This window comes from Micromonospora sp. R311 (genome assembly GCF_056780015.1).
Genome location: NZ_JBSWCE010000007.1, coordinates 136,060 through 158,031 on the forward strand (window position 1 = coordinate 136,060; position 21,972 = coordinate 158,031).

Annotated in this window: 17 protein-coding genes and 1 riboswitch; of the genes, 9 read left to right on the forward strand and 8 right to left on the reverse strand. The window is 75.4% G+C overall.

Translation table 11 applies throughout. The features are described from left to right. Positions 1-224 precede the first annotated feature (224 nt). Together AC1WTP_RS08085 and AC1WTP_RS08090 are read right to left on the reverse strand one after the other, a co-directional pair. Complete coding sequence (locus AC1WTP_RS08085; protein WP_481648582.1) at positions 225-1,532, reverse strand: hypothetical protein; 1,308 nt, start codon at positions 1,530-1,532, stop codon at positions 225-227. Positions 1,533-1,630: 98 nt separating this feature from the next. Continuing rightward, positions 1,631-1,834, reverse strand: a complete 204-nt coding sequence (locus tag AC1WTP_RS08090; RefSeq protein ID WP_013288855.1) for a cold-shock protein — start codon at positions 1,832-1,834, stop codon at positions 1,631-1,633. 221 nt (positions 1,835-2,055) lie between these two features. Here AC1WTP_RS08090 and AC1WTP_RS08095 point away from each other — a divergent pair, with 221 nt between their 5' ends. Beyond that, positions 2,056-2,586, forward strand: coding sequence for an N-acetyltransferase family protein (locus tag AC1WTP_RS08095; protein ID WP_481648583.1), 531 nt, complete (start codon positions 2,056-2,058; stop codon positions 2,584-2,586). 171 nt (positions 2,587-2,757) lie between these two features. On the opposite strand, the gene paaN is transcribed toward AC1WTP_RS08095, so the two are convergent. The 4 genes from paaN to AC1WTP_RS08115 all read right to left on the reverse strand — a co-directional run bounded on the left by paaN (position 2,758) and on the right by AC1WTP_RS08115 (position 8,440). Further along, a complete protein-coding gene (gene paaN, locus AC1WTP_RS08100) occupies positions 2,758-4,431 on the reverse strand; it encodes a phenylacetic acid degradation protein PaaN (RefSeq protein ID WP_481648584.1) in 1,674 nt (557 codons plus the stop codon). Positions 4,432-4,491: 60 nt separating this feature from the next. Continuing rightward, complete coding sequence (locus tag AC1WTP_RS08105) at positions 4,492-5,511, reverse strand: N-acetyltransferase family protein (RefSeq protein WP_481648585.1); 1,020 nt, start codon at positions 5,509-5,511, stop codon at positions 4,492-4,494. A gap of 439 nt (positions 5,512-5,950) precedes the next feature. Next, positions 5,951-7,237: a threonine synthase gene (gene thrC, locus AC1WTP_RS08110; protein WP_481648586.1), complete on the reverse strand. Its 1,287-nt coding sequence runs from the start codon at positions 7,235-7,237 to the stop codon at positions 5,951-5,953. Between the two features lie 11 nt (positions 7,238-7,248). Next, positions 7,249-7,384: riboswitch (SAM riboswitch) on the reverse strand. 75 nt (positions 7,385-7,459) lie between these two features. Next, positions 7,460-8,440 carry a DMT family transporter gene (locus AC1WTP_RS08115; protein ID WP_481648587.1) on the reverse strand — a complete coding sequence of 327 codons (981 nt, stop codon included), beginning with the start codon at positions 8,438-8,440 and terminating at the stop codon, positions 7,460-7,462. Between the two features lie 90 nt (positions 8,441-8,530). Here AC1WTP_RS08115 and AC1WTP_RS08120 point away from each other — a divergent pair, with 90 nt between their 5' ends. Next, a complete protein-coding gene (locus AC1WTP_RS08120) occupies positions 8,531-8,851 on the forward strand; it encodes an ArsR/SmtB family transcription factor (protein ID WP_481648588.1) in 321 nt (106 codons plus the stop codon). A gap of 173 nt (positions 8,852-9,024) precedes the next feature. Then, positions 9,025-9,717: a DUF4232 domain-containing protein gene (locus tag AC1WTP_RS08125; protein ID WP_481648589.1), complete on the forward strand. Its 693-nt coding sequence runs from the start codon at positions 9,025-9,027 to the stop codon at positions 9,715-9,717. On the opposite strand, the gene AC1WTP_RS08130 is transcribed toward AC1WTP_RS08125, so the two are convergent. Together AC1WTP_RS08130 and AC1WTP_RS08135 are read right to left on the reverse strand one after the other, a co-directional pair. Then, complete coding sequence (locus AC1WTP_RS08130) at positions 9,712-10,584, reverse strand: ABC transporter permease (protein ID WP_447134168.1); 873 nt, start codon at positions 10,582-10,584, stop codon at positions 9,712-9,714. The two genes, AC1WTP_RS08125 and AC1WTP_RS08130, sit on opposite strands and share 6 nt — an antisense overlap. Continuing rightward, positions 10,584-13,454 (reverse strand): alpha/beta fold hydrolase, encoded by a 2,871-nt coding sequence (locus AC1WTP_RS08135; protein ID WP_481648590.1) that lies wholly within the window; start codon positions 13,452-13,454, stop codon positions 10,584-10,586. The genes AC1WTP_RS08130 and AC1WTP_RS08135 overlap by 1 nt, the downstream gene beginning before the upstream one ends. 383 nt (positions 13,455-13,837) lie before the next feature. Here AC1WTP_RS08135 and AC1WTP_RS08140 point away from each other — a divergent pair, with 383 nt between their 5' ends. From AC1WTP_RS08140 to AC1WTP_RS08165, 6 genes are read left to right on the forward strand one after another with little or no spacing between them, the layout of a single operon-like run. Beyond that, on the forward strand, positions 13,838-17,323 hold the full coding sequence (locus AC1WTP_RS08140) for a sensor histidine kinase (protein ID WP_481648591.1): 3,486 nt from the start codon (positions 13,838-13,840) through the stop codon (positions 17,321-17,323). After that, the gene (locus AC1WTP_RS08145) at positions 17,320-17,796 is read left to right on the forward strand and encodes a roadblock/LC7 domain-containing protein (protein WP_481648592.1); all 477 of its coding nucleotides are present in this window, start codon (positions 17,320-17,322) and stop codon (positions 17,794-17,796) included. Before AC1WTP_RS08140 ends, AC1WTP_RS08145 begins: the two co-directional genes overlap by 4 nt. Beyond that, positions 17,793-18,263 carry a DUF742 domain-containing protein gene (locus tag AC1WTP_RS08150; RefSeq protein ID WP_481648593.1) on the forward strand — a complete coding sequence of 157 codons (471 nt, stop codon included), beginning with the start codon at positions 17,793-17,795 and terminating at the stop codon, positions 18,261-18,263. The genes AC1WTP_RS08145 and AC1WTP_RS08150 overlap by 4 nt, the downstream gene beginning before the upstream one ends. Beyond that, positions 18,241-18,981, forward strand: a complete 741-nt coding sequence (locus AC1WTP_RS08155; RefSeq protein ID WP_481648594.1) for a GTP-binding protein — start codon at positions 18,241-18,243, stop codon at positions 18,979-18,981. The genes AC1WTP_RS08150 and AC1WTP_RS08155 overlap by 23 nt, the downstream gene beginning before the upstream one ends. A 43-nt stretch (positions 18,982-19,024) precedes the next feature. Beyond that, positions 19,025-19,582 (forward strand): hypothetical protein, encoded by a 558-nt coding sequence (locus AC1WTP_RS08160; protein WP_481648595.1) that lies wholly within the window; start codon positions 19,025-19,027, stop codon positions 19,580-19,582. Positions 19,583-19,621: 39 nt separating this feature from the next. Continuing rightward, complete coding sequence (locus AC1WTP_RS08165; RefSeq protein ID WP_481648596.1) at positions 19,622-21,949, forward strand: AAA family ATPase; 2,328 nt, start codon at positions 19,622-19,624, stop codon at positions 21,947-21,949. Positions 21,950-21,972 lie beyond the last annotated feature (23 nt).

The following is a 21,972-nucleotide window of genomic DNA, read 5'->3' on the forward strand; positions in this document are numbered from 1 at the left end:
ATGGGCCGCCTGGTGTACGCACCTTGGGACGTCGCCACCGGACGACGGCGACGCCTCCTCGGCCGGGCCGGATAGCCCGCGACGACCGGCCACGTGCCCCGCCAGCGGTTTCTCCACCGGCGCGGCCGCGGCCCCACCGCCCCGACCATTGGCACTCACAGGATGCGAGTGCCAATGACCTGTTTAGCACTCTCCCTTGCCGAGTGCAAGCACGATGGGGCCGGTCAGCCGAGTTCGCCGGCCAGCCGGGCCGCGTTCACCGGGCCCTCGTGGGCCCGCTGCTCGGCGTACGTGGCGACCAGGCCGACCAGTTGGGCGAGGTGGGCCGGCAGCGCCAGCACCGCGGCGGCCAGCGCCACCAGCACGACGCCGACGGCCGAGCCCGGGGACTCCAGCGGGGTGGTGCCGAACGGCAGGGTGCCGACCGCCTCCACCGTCCCGGCCGCCACCGTGCCGACGATCACCGCCGCCGCCACCAGCGCCACCCGGCCGAGCACCAGGCCCAGCCGGGCGTGGAACATCCGGTACGAGCGGTCGATCGGGGGCCGGCGCTCGAAGAGCCAGACCGGGCCGGCCATGCTCAGCACGAACGCGAAGTAGATGCCGGGGATGACGCAGAAGCAGAGGCCGAGGCTGATGATCAGGGTCAGCAGCAGCGTCCAGCCCCACAGGCCGGGCGCCCGGCGCAGCCCGTAGCGCAGTGCCGTGCCGAGGCTGACTTGCTCGCCGGCCGCCTGCCGGGCGATCACCCAGGTGCCGGCGGCCCAGCCCACGCTCTGCACCAGGCCGACGAGCAGGCTGCCGCCGATCAGCACACCGAGCAGGGTGGCCAGGTCGGTGAGGAACGTGTCGGGCAGCGCGTCCGGGTTCTGGCGGGCGGCGGCGTCCCAGTCGGCCGACGGGTCGACCAGCAGGCTGAGCACCGAGAGCGTCGCCGCCGGCAGCACCTGGGTCAGCAGCAGGATCGGCAGCAGCAGCCGCCAGCCTCGGCGCACCGCGCCGACGCACCGGCTGAACCACCCGCCGAGGCCCGCCCCGGGCGGGGTGACCAGGGCGTCGGCCGGGTCGAACCCGGGCGGGTACCACCCGTGACCCGCCGGGGCCGGATAGGCGAAGGGCGCACCCGGATACCAGTGCTGCCCGCCGTACGGACCGGGCGGGAGCGCCCACCCCTGCGGCGGGGCGGCCGGATCCCACCCCGGAGCCGGGTGGGCGGCGTGGGGCGCGGCCGGATCCCACCCCGGAGCCGGGTGGGCGGCCTGGGTCGCGGCCGGATCCCACTCTGATGGTGGGTGAGCGGTCGTCTGCCCGGCCGGCGGTTGCGGCGCGGCCGGATCCCACGCCGGTGGCGGGGCGGTCGGATCCCAGCCCGGCGGCTGGTGGGCCGCGGACGGCGGCGGTGCGGCCCGGTCGGCGGGCGGCGGCACCCCCGGGGTGGAACTCGCGGGGGCGGCGCGGCCCGGGTCGGGGTCGCCCGGGCCGGAGGGGCCCGGCGTCGGGGACGACGCGTCCGGGGGCGGCTGGTCGGACATGAACCCTCCTCAGCGACAGCTGGAACGGCTCATGATCTTCCCTGGCGCGCCGACGCACCGCAGCCCCGCCGACCCCGCGCGTCGGGGAGGGCGCCGACTCAGGCGATGACGCGCACCCGCTCGGCCTGCGGGCCCTTCTGGCCCTGGGCGATCTCGAACTCGACCCGCTGGCCGTCGTCCAGCGCCTTGTAGCCGTCCATCTCGATCGCGGAGAAGTGGACGAAGACGTCCTGCCCGCCGTCGACGGCGATGAAGCCGTAGCCCTTTTCGGCGTTGAACCACTTCACGGTGCCCTGTGCCACGGTGCACTTCCTCACTCTGCGCGGCGTACCACAACCCGGACGCCGGCACGCCGGCACCCCGGAACCACCGGTTTGGCGATCGGCGACGACCGCTGAAACGGGTGACCGAAATCGCACGCTACACGAGGCGTGACTGCGGTGCACGACCACAAATCGGGCGTATTCCGAATGATCGTCGGCGCGTCGGGATCGTCGTACGTCGTTGTGGTAGGCATGCGGACATGACCAGCGATCCGGCCGGGCCGGGCCGGCGAACGGCGGAGGTCCGGCGGGTCCGGCCGCGGGACGCCGCCCGGATGCGGGCGCTGCGCCTGGAGATGCTCGCCGACGCGCCGCTGGCGTTCCTGGAGACCATCGCCGACGCGGCGGCCCGGCCGCACGCCGACTACGCCGCCCGGATCGCGTACACCTCGACCGGCACCGACACCGCGCAGTTCGTCGCCGACCCCGGTGGCCGTTTCGTCGGGCACGCCGGAGGCACCACGATGCCGGCGGAGCCCGGGCTCACCGTGGTCTACGCGGTCTACGTGACCCCGGCCTGGCGCGGCAGCGGCCTGCTCGCCGACCTGGTGGAGGCGGTGGCGCAGTGGTCCCGGTCGTGCGGCCGGCCGGAGCTGATGCTGGAGGTCGTGGTCGGCAACGAGCGCGCCTACCGGGCCTACCAGCGGCTGGGCTTCGTCGACACCGGCGTCCGGGTGCCGCACCCGACCGTCCCGGCCCTGACCGAGCTCCAGATGCGCCGCCCCGCCTGACCCTCAACCAGGGGACCCGACCCGAGGCGGCACTCCGGAGATCAATTCCCCCTGGCCGGAGGCCCGGTCTCGGGTGACACGGGAGGTTTCCGGGGGCAGCCCGCCTCGCGGAGGGATCAAGCCTGACCGCCCGGAGCGAGGCGGGCTGCCCCCGGAAACCCAGACCGCAACTCAGACGTGCCGACGAGACTGCACGATCCGGAACCGGTTCGCCACGTACGCCCCGTCGGTCAGCGCCGCGTTGGCCGCCGGGTTGGCGCCGCTGCCGTGGAAGTCGGAGAAGGCCGCCGACTGGTTCACGAACACCCCGCCGGTCAGGTTGCAGGACAGGTGCACCCCGACCTCGATCGCCGCCGCCTCGGCCGCGTCCAGCACCGCCTCGTCGGTGGAGTAGACGCCCGCGGTGAGCGCGCCCTTCTCGCCGACGGTCTTCCGCATGATCTCCAGGCTGTGCGCGGTGGAGTCGGTGGGGATGACGAACGAGATCGGCCCGAACCACTCCCGGCCGTAGGTCGCGGTGTCGTCCGCGCCGACCTTGACCACCGTCGGCGTGCGGACCACCGCGCCGGGGAAGGCCGGGTGCTCGACGGCACGCGACTCCAGCACCGGCTCGCCGACCTTGGTGACCTCGTCGAGCCGCTCCAGCACGCCGTCGTTGACGATCGAGCCGGTCAGCTCCACCCCGCGGGCCGGGTCGGCGGTGAGCTTGCCGACCGCCGCCGCGATCCCGCCGGCCACCTCGTCGAAGCTCTTGTGCCCCTGGTCGGTCTCGATGCCGTCCCGGGGGATCAGGATGTTCTGCGAGGTGGTGCACATCTGGCCGCTGTAGAGGGTCAGCGTGAAGCCGAGGTTGCGGCACATGCCGGCGAAGTCGTCGGTGGAGTCGATCACCACCGTGTTCAGGCCGGCCGTCTCGGTGTAGACCGCGGCCTGCCGGGCGTTGGCCTCCAGCCAGTCGCCGTACTCGGTGGAGCCGGTGAAGTCGACGATCTTCACGGCCGGGTGCAGGGCCAGGGCCGAGGCGAGCTTCTCGCCCGGGGCCTCGGCGGCCAGCAGCACCAGGTCGGGGTCGAAGCCTGCCTCGGCGAGCACCTCGCGCGCGTAGCGCACGGTGACGGCCAGCGGCAGCACCGCGCGCGGGTGCGGCTTGACGATCACCGGGTTGCCGGTGACCAGCGAGGCGAACAACCCCGGGTACGAGTTCCAGGTCGGGAAGGTGTTGCAGCCGATGACCAGGCCGACCCCGCGGGGCACCACGTGGAACGTCTTGGTCATCCGCAGCGGGTCGCCCTTGCCGGCCGCCTTCTCCCAGCCGGCGGTGCCCGGGTGCCGGGTCATCTCCGCGTACGCGTAGGCGAGCGCCTCCAGCGCGCGGTCCAGGGCGTGCGCGCCGCCGGCCTGGAACGCCATCACGAACGCCTGGCCGCTGGTGAACTGCACCGCGTTGGCCAGCTCGAAGATGTGCTTGTGCAGCCGGTCCAGGATCTCCATGCAGACACCGACCCGGGCCTGCGGGCCGGCGTCGCGCCAGGCGGGCAGGGCGGCGGTCGCGGCGGCGACCAGCTCGTCGGCGCCGGCGTGCGGGTAGCGGACGTTCAGCGCCACGCCGAACGGGCTCGTCTCGGTGGCGACCCGGTCACCGGCGCCGGGCTGGTCGAGGGGGAAGTCACCGTTGAGGTACGCCTCGAAGGCGGCCTTTCCGTCGGCGGCGGCGGTCTCGCCGTAGACCCGAGGGCTGGGGGACTCGGGGTAGGCGGACCAGTACCCGCGCTCCGTGATCGCGGTCAGCGCCCGGGTGAGGGTGTCGGCGTGCCTGTCGTACAGGGGGTGCGGGGTCTCCGTCATGCCCGCCATCATGCAACAGGAAGCACCAGGATCAGTAGGGCAGTGTCACAACCTGGATCGTCACAGGGTGAGCTGCCAGTCGGTCCAGCCGTCGACCGGGCGGAACCCGAGATGCTCGTTGATCAGCACCATGTGGGCGTTCTCGGCCGCGTTGAAGGTGTCGATCGCGCGGACCGCCGGCTCGTGGGCCAGCAGGTGACGCAGGTTCTCGATCTTGGTGAGCAGGCCCAGCCGGTGGCCGCGGTGCTCCGGGTCGACGATGGTGATCTGCTGGAACGCGTGCCAGTCGGCGGACGCGCCGACGTCGAGCAGCGTCCAGGCGACCAGCCGTCCGGACTCCTCGTGGCGGACCGCGGTGTGATAGCGCCGCCGGCCACGCGCGTCCAGCGCCCGCTCGGTGCCCCGGATCCGTTCGGCGTCGACCTGCTCGGCCTCCCAGTGCAGGTCACCCAGGGGTGAGTCGGTCATCAGCCGGCCGTCGAGGTAGGCGATGTCGGCGACGTGCTCCTCCGGGGTGCTGCCGCGCCACTGGACCGCCCGGTAGCCGGCGAACCGGTCCCGCGCGGCGGCGAGCAGCGCGTCCAACCCGGCGTGGTCGAGCCCGGTGGTGTCGAGCCGGCGCCGGACCTCCCGCAGCGCCGGGTGCGCGCCCAGCGCGGCGGCGAACGCGGCCCCGGCCGCCGGCCGGGACGGCCCGCCGGGCAGGGCCGACACCGCCATCCCGACCACCCGCTTGCGGCCCCGCTCGCGCAGCAGCCGTACGCCGTGCTCGTGCAGCGCCCGGCCGACGCCGCGCCGCCGGTACGCCGGGTGCACGATCAGGTCGGCGGTGGCGTTGTCGGTGTTGTCGAGTTGCGGGAGGTCGAGAGCGAGGTAGCCGGCCGACACGCCGCCCAGTCGGGCCAGTGCCCAGAGCGCGGCGTTGCCCGGCATCGGGTGCCGGACCGAGGCCTCGAACCGCCGCCGGCAGAAGGGCGGGAAGTCGGGCAGGTCGGCTTCGTTGGCCGCGGCGCCGACCCGGTACGCGGCGTCGATCGCGGCCTGGTCGGTTGCCTCGATCGGCGCGATCGTGATGCCCATGCAGCGAGGGTGCGCCGGAAAGGACGATCGGGCCAGCGAATTTCGCCGGCCCGATCGGACGTTGGTCGGGAGGGACGCTCGCACAACGCCTCCGGCGTTGGGTCGCAAGGACTTCGCAAGTCTTTCGGCGAAACGCCCTCCCGCACGGAGCATCTTGCGCCGCCCGGTTCCTACCGTCAAGTCCCCGACAGCGCGTTTTCCGCACCCAGAGCGAAAAGCCCGTTACCCGGCGGATCGGCCGCATCCCCCGTCCGGGTGATCCGCCCTCCCGCGACCAGCGGCGGACCCACCGGGTCGGGACTTCCGGCTGATCCACTCCGTCTCCCGGAACTCGTGGTCTCCTCACCGGGCCGGATACCGCGAATTCCGGGATGCCGTGTTGATCTCGCCGCCCGCTCGACGCGGACCGCCGGCCGTCGTCGAGCGGGCGGGCGGACAGTCAGCCGAGGAGGCCGGCGTCGCGGGCGGCGCGCAGCGACGGCTTGATCCGGTGGGTGGGGCCGACCTGGCCGGCGACCGCGTCGAGGGTCTTCAGCCCCTCGCCGGTGTTGAAGACCACCGTCTCCGCGGCCGGGTCGAGGCGGCCGGACTCGACCAGCTTGCGCAGCACCGCCACGGTCACCCCGCCGGCCGTCTCGGCGAAGACCCCGGTGGTACAGGCGAGCAGCCGGATGCCGGCGCGGATCTCGTCGTCGTCGGCGTACTCCATCCAGCCGCCGGTGCGGCGCACCGCCTCGAGCGCGTAGAGGCCGGCGGCGGGGTCGCCGATGTTCAGCGACTTCGCGATGCCGGTCGGCTTGACCGGGGTGATGGTGTCGGTGCCGGCGTGCAGCGCGGTGGCGATCGGGTTGCAGCCGGCCGACTGGGCGCCGAACACCTTCCAGCCGCCCGCCGGCGCCTCGACCAGGCCGATCTCGACCAGTTCGGCGAACGCCTTGTCGATCTTGGTGAGCAGCTCCCCGGAGGCCATCGGGATCACCACCTGGGCGGGGATCCGCCAGCCGAGCTGCTCGGCCACCTCGTAACCGAGGGTCTTGGAGCCCTCCGCGTAGTAGGGGCGCACGTTCACGTTGACGAATGCGGTGTCCTCGAACTCGTCCGTCTCCACCAGTTCGCCGCAGAGCCGGTTCACGTCGTCGTACGAGCCGTCGATGGCGACCAGTTCGCCGCCGTAGACGGCGGTGGTGACCACCTTGCCCTGCTCCAGGTCACTGGGGATGAAGACCACGGACGGCGCGCCGACCCGGGCCGCGTGCGCGGCGACCGAGTTGGCCAGGTTACCGGTCGAGGCGCAGGCGAACCGGCTGAAGCCGAGCGCCCGGGCGGCGGTCAGCGCCACCGACACCACCCGGTCCTTGAACGAGTGGGTCGGGTTGGCGCTGTCGTCCTTGACCCAGAGCGGCGCGGTGATGCCCAGCTCGGCGGCGAGGTGCGGGGCGGCGACCAGCGGGGTCAGCCCCGGGTCGAGGGTCACCCGGGCCGCCGGGTCCTGGCCGGCGGGCAGCAGCGCCGCGTACCGCCAGAGGTTGGCCGGGCCGGCCTCGATCTGCTCGCGGGTGACCTTGGCCAGCTCGGCGGTGTCGTAGTCGACCTCCAGCGGGCCGAAGCACTCGTAACAGGCGTGCTGGGCGGCGAGCGGGTAGCGGGCCGAACAGGCGCGGCAGACCAGGGCGCGGGCGGGGCTGGCGGAGGTGTCGATACCGGAGGTGGCGAGCGTCGACGTCATGTCGAGGAGTCCTCTCATCTTTCCCCGCATCGCACTCTGCGGCGGGGACGGAATTGGCACCTGCCCCGCCGGTCGCTCAGCGGTGAGCGCGCGGGGTGGTTGCCGGGGCGTCGTCGGGCCGTATCCCTCAGCCCCTCTGGATGAGGTATGCAGTTGTGCCGCCGAGTCTATGCAATCTCCCCGGCGTACCTCTGCGGGGTTCCCACGGTGTGAGCCGGTCCGCTACCGGGCCACCACGGCGACCGGGTCGACGACCGCCACCGGGTCGGCGACCGGCACGGCCTCCGCGTGGTTGGCCGGGCGCGGGCGGGCGGCGGCGCGCGGACGGGTGGCCAGGTTGGCGGCGACCAGGGCGGCGATGGTCAGCGCCGCGCCGACCAGCTCCACCGCGACGGGCCGGTAGCCGCGGACGGTCTGCACCGCGAACGTGGTCACCGGGACCAGGTTCATGAACAGCGCCGCGTTGGCCGAGCCGAGCCGCTGCACGCCGGTGTTCCAGGCCAGCACCGCCACCACGGCGGCCACGACGACGGCGTACGCCAGCTGCGGGGCGACCGCGACGAGGTCGGCGGCGGCCGGCGCGTGCTGCCAGCCGGCGAGGTCGGCCACCGCGCTCGCGGCCAGCATGGCGACCGTGCCGGCGAGCGCGGTCAGGGTGGTGTAGCGCAGCGGGGACCAGTCGCCGAACCGGCTCCCGCCGTGGGTGTAGACGGCCCAGCCGAGCACCGCGCCGGCCATCAGCAGCGCGCCCGTACCGAAGTCACCGAGGCCGTCGAGCCGGCCGCGGGTGATCACCAGACCGACGCCGGCCAGCGCGACCAGCGAGAGGGCGAGCAGCACCGGCCGCGGGCGTACGCCGTCACGTGCCCAGCGGATCAGCTGGGTGACCAGCGGGGTGGTGGCGGCGAAGAGCGCGATCTGCTGCGGGGCGGCGTGCCCGAGCGCCAGGTTGGTCAGCAGGTTGAAGCCGGCGAACCCCACGACGCCGAGCACCGCGACCTCGGCGGCCCGCCCGGCGGGACGCAGCGTGCCGGCGCCCTCCCGGAACAGCAGCAGCGCGACCAGGATCGCGGTGGCGAGCAGGTACCGGACGGTGGTCAGGTTGAGCGCGTCGACCCGGACCAGCGCGCTGGCCAGGACGGGGAACATCACCCCCCAACTGAGCACCGCGAGCAGCGGGAAGGCGGCGGCCCGAGAACGCATGGCGGCTCCTATGTTCGAGTATCGTCGAACCAACAGCGACGACCCTAGGGGCATGTTCGACGAAAGTCGAACAAGCGTTACACTGGTCACATGGAGCTGCACGAACCCGAGTTGCGCGAGGTGCCGGTCACCGCCGTGCTGGCCGCGCTGGCCGACGACGTCCGGCTCCAGATCGTCCGGGCGCTCGCCGAGGGCGGGGAATACGCCTGCGGCACCTTCGAGTTCGGCGTCTCCAAGGCCACCCGCAGCCACCACCTCAAGGTGCTGCGCGAGGCCGGGCTGACCCGCACCCGGGTCGCCGGCACCAGCCGCTTCGTCCGGCTGCGCCGCGACGAACTGGACCGCCTCTACCCCGGCCTGCTCGACGCGGTGCTCACCGCGCCGCCCGCCACCCCGTCAGCGCGCGACTGACCGGCCGCGCCCCTCCCGCCGGTCGCCGCCCCGACGACACCTGTCCGCGAGCCAGGGCCCGGCCCGGACCCGTCCTGCGGACAGGCCGGGGTGCCCCAGGACGGCTCGACGGCGCCGGGGCACCGGCTGATGCCCGGGCGGAGGCGGACCGGCGGCGGTGGGAGGATGGGGCGATGGCACCCCGCCCGACCCGACGCCGACTCCTGCTCGCCGCGGCCGTGCCGCTCGCGGTAGCCCTGCCGCTGGGCGCCTGCACCCCCGACCACGCCGGTACGGGTGGGGACGGGCCGGCCGCGTCCGGGACGGTCGGGGCGAGCCCGACGGCGTCGGGGGACGGCCCGACCGCTCCGTGCCCGGCGTCGGGCGTCCGGATCCGGGCCCTCGGAACCGACGCCGCCATGGGCCTGCGCGCGCTCGGCGTGGAGCTGGTCAACTGCGGCCCGGCGGCGTACCAGCTGCACGGCTATCCGTCCCTGCGGCTGCTCGACGGCGACGGCGCGCCGATCCCGGTCCGGGTGGTCGAGGGGGCGAAGGGCATCACCTCGGGCTTCGACGACCCGCCCCGGCCGCTGACCCTGCGCCCCGGCGAGCGGGCCACCGCCGCCGTGCTGTGGCGCAACCTGGTCACCGATTCGACCGTGGTCGCGACCGACGGCGAGCGCCTGGAGGTCGCCCCGGCCGCCGGCCGGCCGCCGCAGTTCGTCGACCTGGACGGCCCGATCGACCTGGGCAACACCGGACGGGTCGGAGTCAGCGCCTGGGCGAAGGCCCCCGGACCGGCGACCAGCCCCGGACCGGACGCGCCGGCGACGGACGCGCCGCTGCCGGGCACGCCCGCCCCGACGCGGTCGACGCCGCTGCTATGAGACGACGTCCTTGCGGGTGAACCGCCAGAAGGCCAGGCCCCAGAAGAGCGTCGCGTAGCTGATCGCCGAGATCGAACCGCGGACCACGTCGTCGGTCTGCACCGGGGTGGAGAGCAGCCCCAGCCAGGCGGTGCTGTAGTGGGTGGGCAGGAAGGCGCGCAGCGCGCCGAGCGCGGTGATCTGGTCGAGGATGCTGGAGAGGATCCAGAGCAGCACCGCGCCGCCGACCGCGCCGAGCGCGGCGTCCGTGGTCACCGACAGCAGGAAGGCCAGGCCGGCCACCACCAGCAGGACGACCGCCAGGTAGCCGAGCACGGCCAGCAGCCGCAGCAGCCCCTCCCCCGGCTCCAGTTGCGCGGCGACGGTGCTGCGCAGCGGCTCCCAGCCGTAGCGCAGGGTGCCGGCGAGCAGTGCGGTGCCGGCCAGCAGCAGCAGCGCCAGCGCCGAGTACGCGAGCGCCACCAGCAGCTTCACCGCCAGCAGCCGGGCCCGGGGCACCGGGACGGCCAGCAGGTAGCGCAGGCTGCCCCAGCTCGCCTCGCTGGCCACGGTGTCCCCGCAGAACAGCGCCACCACCACGACCAGCAGGAACGACGCCGAGACGAAGATGGTGAAGAGGGTGAAGTTCAGCCCGCCGGTGGTGGCGAACTCGATCAGGCTGGCGAACTCGCCGCGCCCGTTGTCGTCGTCGCCGCCCGAGTCGAACTGGAAGGCGATCAGGATGATCAGTGGCAGCAGCACCATGAACCCGAGCGCGAGCTGGGTCCGCCGTCGCGACGCCTGGCGGCGGAACTCCGCCGCGAACGGCAGGGTGGCCGAGGGCCGGTAGCCCGCGGCGGCGCCCACCGTGGAGGTCGAGCCCGCCATCACCGGTCCCCGCTTCCCCGAGAAGTCTCGCCCACCAGGGCGAGGAACGCGTCCTCCAGGCGGCGCCGGGGCACCACCCGGTCCACCCCGATTCCGGCCCGGACCAGTTCGGCCACCACCTCGCTGCGGGCGGTGCCGTTGGTGTCCACGACCAGCTGCCCCTCGCCGTCGGGCAGCACCCGCACCCCGTTCAGCCGGTCCAGCACGGTGCGGGCCGCGTCCGGGTCGGTCACCTCGAAGAGCACGCTCGGCGACTCGCCGACGATCTCCTCGACCGGGCCGGCGGCGACGATCCGCCCCTTGTTGACCACCACGGCGTGCGTGCAGGTCTGCTCCACCTCGGCCAGCAGGTGGCTGGAGACCAGCACCGCCCGGCCGTCGGTGGCGTAGCGCTGGAGCACCCGGCGCATCTCGGCGATCTGCGGCGGGTCGAGCCCGTCCGTCGGCTCGTCGAGCACCAGCAGCTCCGGCAGGCCGAGCATGGCCTGGGCGATGGCGAGCCGCTGCTTCATGCCGTGGCTGTAGTTCTTGATCTTCCGGTGCACCGAGTCGCCCAGCCCGGCGATCTCCAACGCCTCGTCGAAGTGCGCGTCCCCGACCGGCCGTCCGGTCGCCCGCCAGTACGCCTTCAGGTTCTCCAGGCCGGACAGGTGCGGCAGGAAACCGGGCCCCTCGACCAGCGCGCCGATCCGGGACAGCACCGGCGAGCCGGGCACCAGCCGGTGGCCGAAGACGTAGATCTCGCCGGCCGTCGGCTGGGTCAGCCCCATCAGCACCCGCAGCGTGGTGGTCTTGCCGGCGCCGTTCGGGCCGAGCAGGCCGACCACCTGGCCGGGGTGCACCTCGAAGTCCACGTTGGACACGGCGACGAAGCCGTCCGCGTACTCCTTGCGGAGCTGGCGCACGGCCAGCGGGGTGTCCGCGTACGCCGGATGGACGGAGCTGTCCTGACGGCGGTGCCGACGCCGGACCACGGCGACGACCACGACGAGCCCGACCGCGATCGTGGCGAGCAGCCCGGCCAGCACCCAGCGCCAGACCGTCGCCGAGGTGGGGATGGGCTCGCCGGTCACCGTGGGCAGGGTCACCGGCCCGTCACCCGGGGCCACCGTGTGCACGGTCGGCTCGACCGGCGTGGCGTACGCCTGGTCGGAGGTGGCCACCACCACCCGGAGCCGGTGCCCGGCCTCGATCCGGCGGACGATCGCCGGCAGGGTGACCGTGACCGGCCGCGCCGCGTCGATCTCGCTCGGCAGGCCGGTGAGCCGGACCGGGGCGACCAGCCCGTTCGGCAGGGTGGCCGTGCCGCCGGGCTCGACGTCGTAGAGCTTGACGAAGAGCACCGCCTCCCCGGTCGGCGACGCGACCCGGACGGAGACGGTCGGCGCGCCGACCACGTCCACCGCCTCGGCCAGCGGCGCCGACTCGAACCGGGCGTGCTGGCCGGGCACGTCCCCGGCCACCCCGCCGAGCAGCGAGGAGAGTTCCCCGGCGAAGGGCACCGAGGAGATGGCGGCCGGGTTGCCGGCCGGCGGATTGGCGATCGGCTGGACGGGGCCGGTCACCGCGATCTCCCGGCGCGCGTCGCCCCCGGTGCCCGGGTAGTCGGCGGTGCGGTAGCCGGTGGCCACCAGACCCCGGTCGAGCGCGTCGAAGCCGGCGATCCGGGACCAGGTGAAGCCGTCGCCCGGGGGGTCGCCCGCGCCCTTGACGTAGTGGTCGAGCCACTGGACGGTCAGGTACCGCACCCGGTCGGAGTCCGTCTTCGGCCCCTCGCCACCGTCGTGGCCGCCGGTGAACCAGGCGACCCGGACGGGGGTGCCGGCCGCGGCGATGCCGCGGGCGTTGGCGTCCGCCTCGGTCAGCGGGAAGAGGGTGTCCGCCTCGCCCTGCACCAGCAGCGTCGGCGCGGTGATCCGGTCCAGGACGCCGGCGGGGCTGGAACGGCGCAGCAGGTCCACGGCGGCCTGGTCGGCCCGGCCGGTGGTGGCGATCCGCAGGTACGCGGCGCAGACGTCGGCGGCGAACCGGCCGCAGGACGGGTCGGCGGCCCCGGCCGGCGCGCGGCCCGGACCGGTCCCCGGCCCGGCGCCCGGTCCCGGGCTGGGCGGCCCGGCGGACGCGGGAGCGCCCTCCGGCTGGGCGGCGGTGGTGCCGGAGAGCCCGGCCGGGCCGGTGCCCAGGTTGCCGCCGCCGCCGAAGAAGAGCCCCGCCCAGCCCTTCTTGAACACTCCGTCGACGGGCTCCCGGCCGGTGCTCTCGGGCAGGAACGCCCGGGACAGGTCGTTCCAGGTGATCATCGGGACGATCGCGTCGACCCGCCGGTCCTGCGCGGCGAGCAGCAGCGCCAGGCCGCCGCCGTACGAGCCGCCGACCACGCCGACCCGGGGGTCCCCGGCGGCGTCGGTGCGGATCTCCGGCCGGGCGGCCAGCCAGTCCAGCAGGCGGGCGGCGTCCCGGACCTCGTAGTCGGGGTGGTCCAGGTGGATCTGCCCGCCGCTGCGGCCGAAGCCGCGGGCGGTCCAGGTCAGCACGGCGTAGCCACGGCCGGCGAACTCCTCGGCGTCGGCGCGCACCGACTCCTTGGTGCCACCGAAGCCGTGTGCCAGCAACACCGCCGGCACCCGGCGCGCGGCAGAGGCGCCCGCCGGCAGGTAGAGCGTGGTGTCCAGGTCGACCGGCTGGTCACCGGCCGGTCCGGAACGGACGGTGAGGATCGCGGCCTCGGCGCGTACCGCCGGCTCCTGCGGCCACACCACCCAGGTGACGGCGGCGGCGAGCAGCACGACGGCCGCCGCGGCGGCGGCGACGCGGCGGCGGCGGGTGGGCAGGGCACGCCGGATCCGCGCGGCCGACAACGGCGATCTCATGCGGCACACGGTACGGCCCGATTGCTGAGCTCCGGCTGAGATCGTCCGTACGTCCGTCCGGTTGCCCCGATCGGCGTCCGGGGCGGTGCGACCGCGCACGGTCCAGTCCCATCCCAGCGCGATGAATTCGGATCATGTGAATTCGGATCTTCGGCGAAAACCGCTCCGATCCATCCATGTCACTCCGTGAATCCCACGCAGCGTGCTCGCCGGCTCGGCATCAGGTGACATGGCGCGAACTGACGCGAAGCCGACTGATTGACGGGGGGCAACTGTGCCGCGAGGTTCGGTTACGTTTCCGGTCCGGCGAACGGGACTCCACCTGCGACATTCCCGTCGCCCGCCGCCTCCCCTTCCCGTGCACCCGCCGGAGGAGACAGACCATGACCGTCCCCGCGCCGCGGGCCCGCCGGCGGCCCTCCGCACCGGCCCGCCTGCTGCCGCCGCTGCTCGTGGTGGCCCTGCTGGCGCCGGTCGCGCTTCTCTTCGGCCTGACCTGGCGGCACACCGACGACGACCGGGCGCTGGCCGCCCGGGAGCGGTTGGGGGTGACCTACCTGGCGGCCCTCGCCCCGGTCACCGACGCGCTGGTCGACGCCCAGTCCGCCGCCGTCGCCGGCCGGCCGGTGCCCGAAGAGGCGCTGACCCGCGCGGTCGAGGCCGCCGCCACCGTCGACGCCCGGATCGGGGGCGAGCTGCGCAGCCAGAAACGCTGGGCCGGGCTGCGGGCGAAACTCGAGGCGCTGCGCGACCGTCCGCCGGCCGACCCGGAGGCCGCCTTCGCGGCGTACGGCGAGGTCACCGGCCTGCTGCTGGACCTGCACCGCAAGGTACGGGAGAGCTCCGGCCTGATCCGCGACCGGGGGGCGGACTCCTTCTTCCTGCAGGACGGGGTGGGTCAGGATCTGCCCGCGGCGGTGGTCGCCACCGGCCGGCTGGCCGACCTGACCACGCTCGCCGCCCGCCGGCCGGCCGCCGAACGGCTGCGCACCGCGACCGAACTCGCCAGCCTCCGGGTCGGTGCGCTCACCCCCGCCGGCGACCTGGTCACCGACCTGCGCGCGGCGGTCGACAGCACGGAGAGCACCGACCTGGGCCCCACCGTGCTCACCCCGCTCGACACCTACCAGCGCGCGGTCGAGACGCTGGCCGCCGCCTCCACCCCGGCCGACCGCACCGGCGTCGTCGACCCGGCGCAGGTCGCCGCGGCCCGGCTCAACGCGCAGTCGGCCGCCACCCAGCTCCAGCCGGTCATCCTCGCCGAACTCGACACCCTGCTCGCCGCCCGGGTGGACGCGCTGGACCGGGACCGCCGGCTCGCCCTCGGGGCCGCCGGCCTCGCCCTGCTGCTGCTCGGCACGCTCGGCGGGATGCTGCTCGCCGCGGCCCGCCGGGCCCGGCGGCGGGCGGCCGACCCGCGGCGGGCCCGGGACGACTCCGGCGTCCCGCCGGAGCGCGACCCGACGAGCCGCGCCCGCTCCAGCCGGTCGGCCCGGCGGCCGCGCAGTGGGGACCGGTCGATGCTGCTCGGTAGGCTCCGGATCCGCGGCAAACTCGCGCTGCTCGTGGTCATCCCGCTGGTCAGCACGGTCGGCCTCGCCGTGCCGGTGGTGCTCGACCGGGTGGCCGCCGCGCAACGGGCCGGCGAGATCGCCGACCGGGTCCGGCTGGCCAGCCGGATCGGCACCCTGGTGCAGGACCTGCAACAGGAGCGCATCCTCTCGGTCGGCCTGCTGCTCGGCCGGGTCAGCCGGACCGAACTGGTACGCAAGAGCGCCACGGTGGACGACCGGGTGGCCGACCTGCGGGCCGACCAGGGCGAGGCGCTGCCGCCGCCGGTCGCCGACGCGCTGGACGGGGTCCGCGCGCTGACCGACCTGCGCCGCGCGGTGCTCGCCGGCACCGCCACCCCGAGCCGGATCATGGACGCGTACGGCCCGGTCGACACGGCGCTGATCGAGTCCCTGCGCCTGCCGTTCAGCGTGGACACCGAGACCGCCGCCGGGCGGCAGGTGCTGGCGCTGGACGCGCTGCTACGGGCCGACGAGGGGCTGGGGACCTGCGCCACGCTGATCGTGCTGGTGAAGGCGAGCGACGACCCGACCACCAACGCCGCCTTCGTCGCCTGCATGGCCGCGCTCACCGTGGACAACCGCCGGTTCCGCCGGCTGATCACCGCCGAGCAGTTCAAGCTGGCCGAGCTGAACGACGCGGCGGTGGCCGCCCGGACCAGCGCCGACTTCCTGACCACCAGCGTCATCGACCCGTCCGGCGCGGTGCGCAACGTGACGCTGGACGCGCTCTTCCCGTCGGCCCGCTCGATGATCACCCTCGGCCAGTTCATCGAGAAGAAGATCGTCGCGGACGTGCTCGCCGAGGTGACCGGCGAGCAGCGTCGGGCGCTGACCGCCGCGTACCTGGTCGGCACGGTGGCCGCGCTGATCCTGGCGGTGGTGCTGCTGCTCAGCGTCGCCGTCGCCCGGACGGTGGCCCGGCCGCTGAGCCGGCTCACCCGCTCCGCCGACCGGGTGGCCCGGCTCGCCGAGGCCGAACTGGTCCGGGTCACCGACGACGAGACCGAGAACGCCCAGCCGGTCCGGCTCGACCCGGTCGACGTACGGGCCCGGGACGAGATCGGCGACCTGGCCCGCGCGTTCGACCGGGTGCAGGCCACCGCGGCCCGGCTGGTGGAGCGGCAGGTGGCCGGCCGGCGCAACGTGGCGCAGATGTTCGGCCACGTCGGCCGGCGTACCCAGAACCTGGTCGGCCGGCAGATCGCGCTGATCGACCGGCTGGAGCGGCAGGAGACCGACCCGGCCCGGCTGGAGCACCTGTACCGGCTCGACCACATCTCCAGCCGGCTGCGCCGCAACGCCGGCAGCCTGGTGGTGCTCTCCGGGTCGACCGGCGCCGACGCCCACGTGGCGCCGGTGCCCCTCGGTGACGTGGTCCGCCTGGCGCTCGGCGAGATCGAGGACTACACCCGGGTGGACGTACAGGTGCCGCCGGGCGTCTCGGCGGCCCCCGGGACCGTCGGCGACCTGGTGCTGGCGCTGGCCGAGCTGATGGAGAACGCCACCGTCTTCTCCCCGCCGCACACCCGGGTGGTGGTGACCGGCGAGCTGACCGGCGCCGGGGCCCGGCTGACCGTGGTGGACCACGGGATCGGCATGACCGCGGAGCGGCTGACCGAGGAGAACGCCCGGCTCACCCGCCGGGAACGGCTCGACCTGGCCCCCACCGAGGTGCTCGGCCTCTTCGTGGTGGGCCGGCTGGCCCGCCGGCACGGCTGGGCGGTGCGGCTCGCCCCGACCGTCGGTGGCGGCGTGACGGTCCTGCTGGACGTCCCGCTGGCCGCGCTGGTGGTGCCGCGCCCCGAACGGGCCGGGGCCACGGTGGCCCGGGCCACGGTGCCGGCCCGCGACCGGCGGCTGCCGCCCCGGGTGGTCGACGCCGCGGGCGGGCGGCCGCTGGCGGCGGCCGTCGCCGGGCACGGCGGTCCCGCGGCCGGGTCGCCGGCCGACCTCGCCGGACCCCCTCCGGCCGCGCCGACCAGCGGCGAACCCGCGACGACCCCGTCCGGCCTGCCCCGCCGGCCGCGGCGGAACCCGCCACCGGAGCCCACCGCCACCCCGGTGGCGTCCGCACCGCCGGGGGTTCCCGCCGGGCCGGGGCTCGCCGGGGCCGGCATCCGGCGGCGGGTGCCCGGGGCCCAGCTGACCACCTCCCCGGCCCACCAGCCGATCAACCACCACCCCGGCGACCCGGCCGAGGTCCGCGACCTGATCACCGCGTTCGAGGCGGGCGTCGCCCGCGCTCTGCGTGAAGTCCGTCCAGACCGCCGTAACGAAGAGGGATCATCACGGTGACCAGCCCCTTCCTGCACGACAACGTCGACCACCAGAACCACCCCGACCCCGGCGGCGACCTCAGCCCGGAGGCCCGCACCTTCAACTGGCTGCTGGACTCCTTCACCTCCGGCACCGCCGGGGTGCTGGAGGCGATCGCGGTCTCCTCGGACGGGCTGCTGATGGCGATGTCCGCGATCAAGGACCGGTCGAACGCCGAGCGGCTCGCCGCGGTGGTCTCCGGCATGACCAGCCTGGCCGGCGGCGCCGCCAGCTGGTACGCGCTCGGCGGGTTGAACCGGGTGGTCGTCGACATGACCGACGGCTACCTGCTGATCAGCGCGATCAGCAGCGGCTCGGTGCTCGGGGTGGTCGCCGACCGGACGGCCAACCTGGGCACCGTCGGGTACGAGATGACGCTCTTCGCCGGCCGGGCCGGTGGCGCGCTCACCCCGCGACTGATCGCCGAGTTGAAGAACGCCGCCCAGCAATGACCCCGGACGTCGGCGGCGAGCCGGATCCGGAACCCGTGGTCCGGATCCGGCCCTACCTGCGGTCGTCCGCCGACGACCCGGCGGCGGACGGACCGGTGGCGCCGGCCGGGCCGGAGCCCGAGCCGGACGGGCCGCGCCCGTTCGTGCTCACCGCCGGCCGGGTGACCGGCGCCGACCCGGCGATCGGGCTGGAGACCCAGGTGACCGCCCGGCCCGACCTCACCCCGTGGACGGTCCCGCCCGCCCGGCTGGCCCCGGAACTGGCGGCGATCGTCGCGCTCTGCGCCGAGCCGATCTCGGTCGCGGAGATCTCCGCCCGGACCCGGCTGCAATTCGGGGTGACCCGGGTGCTGGTCGGCGACCTGCGCGCCGCCGGACACCTGGACGTGCACGTCGCCGACGCCGACGACGCCCACGACCCCGACCTCATCCTGCGAGTGATTGATGGACTCCGTGCGATCTCCTGACTGGCCGGTCGCCCCGCAGGGCGCGGTCGCCACCAACAGCGCCGCCGCCCGCTACGGCGCCCCGACCGGGGCGACACCCGGCGGGCGGGCCACGCCGCCGCCGGCCCCGCCCGCCGGTCACGTCCCGGCGCCCCGCCCGGCTCCGGCCGGACGCGCCGCGCCGCCGATCCCGGTGAAGATCCTGATCGCCGGCGGCTTCGGGGTCGGCAAGACCACCACGGTGGGTGCCATCTCGGAGATCGCCCCGCTGACCACCGAGGCGGAGATGACCAGCGCCGGGATCGGCGTGGACGACCCGGGCGTACGCACCGCGAAGACGACCACCACGGTGGCGATGGACTTCGGCTGCGTCACCGTCGACCGCAGCCTGAAGCTGTACCTGTTCGGCACGCCGGGCCAGACCCGGTTCGGTTTCATGTGGGACGACCTGGCCCGCGGCGCGCTCGGCGCGCTCGTCGTGGTGGACAGCAGCCGGCTGGACGACTGCTACCCGGCCGTCGACTTCTTCGAGCGCGCCGGGCTGCCGTTCGTGGTGGGGGTGAACGCCTTCGACGGCCGGCTGGCGCACGACCTCGCCGCGATCCGCTGGGCGCTGGCGATCGGCGACCACGTGCCGCTCGTGCGGTTCGACGCCCGGGACCGGCTCTCCGTGCGGGACGCCCTGCTGGTCGTCCTGGACCGGGCGCTGGACCGGGCCACCCGGGAGCGGAGGGACTGAACTCCCGGGCGGTCAGACCCGTTTCATCGAAGGGGTGGTCGTGATGAGAGGTGGTTTGGACGAGACACTGGCCCGGTTGGCCCGGCGCGAGGAGGCGTTGCGGCGGCGGGCCACCGATCCGGCCGGTGCGCCGGATCGGGAGCCGGCCGACCGGCCGGAGTCCGGCGTGGGCCGGCCCGAGACCGGCCGCAACGCCGGGCCCGGCTGGGCGGACACCCGGGACGCGGGACCGCGCCGGGCGGCCGCCGGGGCCTCCCCGGCGGGCAGCCACCGCGCCGCCGACGACGACGCCCGGCGGGACCCGGTCGAGGAGATCGCCGAGGCGGTACGCCGGGTGGTCGCCGGCCATCCCGGCCTGGCGGTCACCGTCCGGGTCGAGCACGACGGGCAGGCGTACCCGCTGCGGGTGGCCTGGTCGGGGCCGGACGTGACGGTCCGCGCGGAGACCGCCGCCGTACCGCCGCCGGCCTGGCCGATGTCGGTGAAGACGGTGCCGGACCTCGCCCCGGGCCGGGACGGGGTGCGTGCCGATCCGGCCGCCCGGCTGGCCGAACTGATCCGCCGGGACCCGACCCTGCTGGACGACGACCCGCCCCGGTGACCGGGGCACGGGGGTGACGCCGGCGGCTAGGGTCGGGCGGTGGATCGACCCGACCTGACCCTGACCGCGAGCCTGCGGCCCGCGGCGCTGGACGCCCGGCGGGGCATCGTCCGGCTGCACCCGGAGGTGCTCACCGCGCTCGCGCTGCGCCCGGGCGACCCGGTGCGGCTGGCTGGCCGGCGGGTGACCGCCGGCATCGTGGCGGCGGCCGAGCCGACCGCGAGCAGCGCCCTGCTCTACGCCGACGACCTGGTCCTGGGCAACCTCGGCGTCCGGGACGGCGGCCAGGTCACGGTCAGCCCGACCCCGGTCACCCCGGCCCGCCGGGTGCTCCTCGCCGGCCCCGCCGAGATCGCCGCCGCGGTGTCGCCGGAGATGCTCCGGCTCGCCCTGCTCGGCAAGGTGGTGACCAGCGGCGACGACGTGTCGCTGCTGCCCCAGGACGTGCTGCCGGACGCCGCGACCCGCAGCCTGGTCGAGGCGGCCCGGCGCAGCCTGTCCAACCGGGTCGGCTACGCCTGGACCAGCACCCTGCTCGGCGTGGTCGCCGCCGAGCCGGACGGGTCGCTGGTCACCATGGACACCCTGGTCGGTTGGGAGCACGGTCCGGTCACCCACGGCTCCGCCGGGCCCGCCGCGGCGGCGGGGGCGACCGGCGGGCCGGTGGCCGGACGCGGCGCACCGGTCGCACCGGGTGCGGGCGGGGCCCGGCTGCGGGCGGCGACCCGCGGCCCGACCGCTGGCGTGGCCGGGCCGACGGCGGGCCGACCGGCCGGCGCGGTGGCCGACGGCACGGACGCGGAGAGCGTCCCGTCGGTGGACGAACTGCCCGGGCTCCGCGCCCAGGCCGAGGAGCTGACCGAACTGCTCGACCTCGGCTTCCACCACGGGGAGGTGCTCGGCCGGCTGGGCACCACGGTCTCGCTCGGGGTGCTGCTCAGCGGGCCCGCCGGCTCCGGCAAGTCGGCGCTGGTGCGCGCGGTGGCCGCGCGGGTCGGCGCGCGGGTCTGCCCGCTCTGGGCCCCGGAGGTGGCCGCGCTGAGCAACCAGGCCGCCGCCGACCGGCTGCGCGCCGCCGCCGCCGAGGTCCGCGCGACCGGCCCGGGGGTGCTGCTGGTCACCGACGTGGAGGCGCTCGCCCCCGCCGACGAGCCGGGCCCGGTGGCCACCGTGTTCCGCCAGGTGCTCGCCGAGATCCTCCGGGCCGGGGCGGCGGTGGTCTGCACCACCGGCCGGCCGGAGGCGGTCGACCCCGCGCTGCGCGCGCCGGACCTGCTCTCGCTGCGGATCACCGTCCCGCTGCCGGACCCGGCCCTGCGCCGCGAGCAGTTGACCGTGCTCACCCGGCAGGTGCCGCTCGCCGACGACGTCCGGCTGGACGAGGTCGCCGGGCGTACTCCGGGGTTCGTCGCCGCCGACCTGGCCGCGCTGGTCCGCGAGGCCGGGGTCCGCGCGGCGCTGCGGCAGAAGTCGGTCGAGACGCCGACCGTGGCGATGGCCGACTTCGCCGCCGCGCTGGAGGTGGTCCGGCCGACCACGATGGCGGCGTCCACCCTGGAACTGGCCACGGTGACGCTGGACGACGTGGGCGACCTCGCCGAGGTGAAGGAGACCCTCACCGAGTCGGTGCTCTGGCCGCTGACCTATCCGGACACCTTCGCCCGGCTGGGCGTGCAGCCGCCGCGCGGCGTGCTGCTCTACGGCCCGCCGGGCTGCGGCAAGACCTACCTGGTCACCGCGCTGGCCGGGTCGGGACGGGCCAACGTGCTCTCGGTCAAGGGCGCGGAACTGCTGTCCAAGTGGGTCGGCGAGAGCGAACGGGCGGTCCGCGAGCTGTTCCGCCGCGCCCGGGAGGCCGCCCCCACGCTGGTCTTCCTGGACGAGGTCGACGCGCTGGCCCCGGTCCGCGGCCAGGCCACCGACGGGGGCACCACCGACCGGGTGGTGGCCGCCCTGCTCACCGAACTGGACGGGGTGGAGGCGCTGCGCAACGTGGTGGTGGTCGGCGCGACGAACCGGCCGGACCTGGTCGACCCGGCGCTGCTGCGGCCCGGGCGGCTGGAGCGGCTGGTCTACGTGCCACCGCCGGACGGGCCGGCGCGGGCGGAGATCCTCCGGGCCGCCGCCCGGAACGTGCCGCTGGCGCCGGAGGTGGACCTGGCCGGGCTGGGCGAGGAGCTGGCCGGCTTCTCGGCGGCCGACTGCGCGGCGCTGGTCCGGGAGGCGGCGCTGGCCGCCATGCGGGAGTCGCTGACCGCCTCCACGGTCACCGCCGCGCACGTCGCCGCGGCCCGCGCCCGGGTCCGGCCGTCGCTCGACCCGGCCCAGGTGGCCTGGCTCGCCGCGTACGCGGCCGGCCGGAGCTGACCGGGCCCACCGGGTGGCGCAGT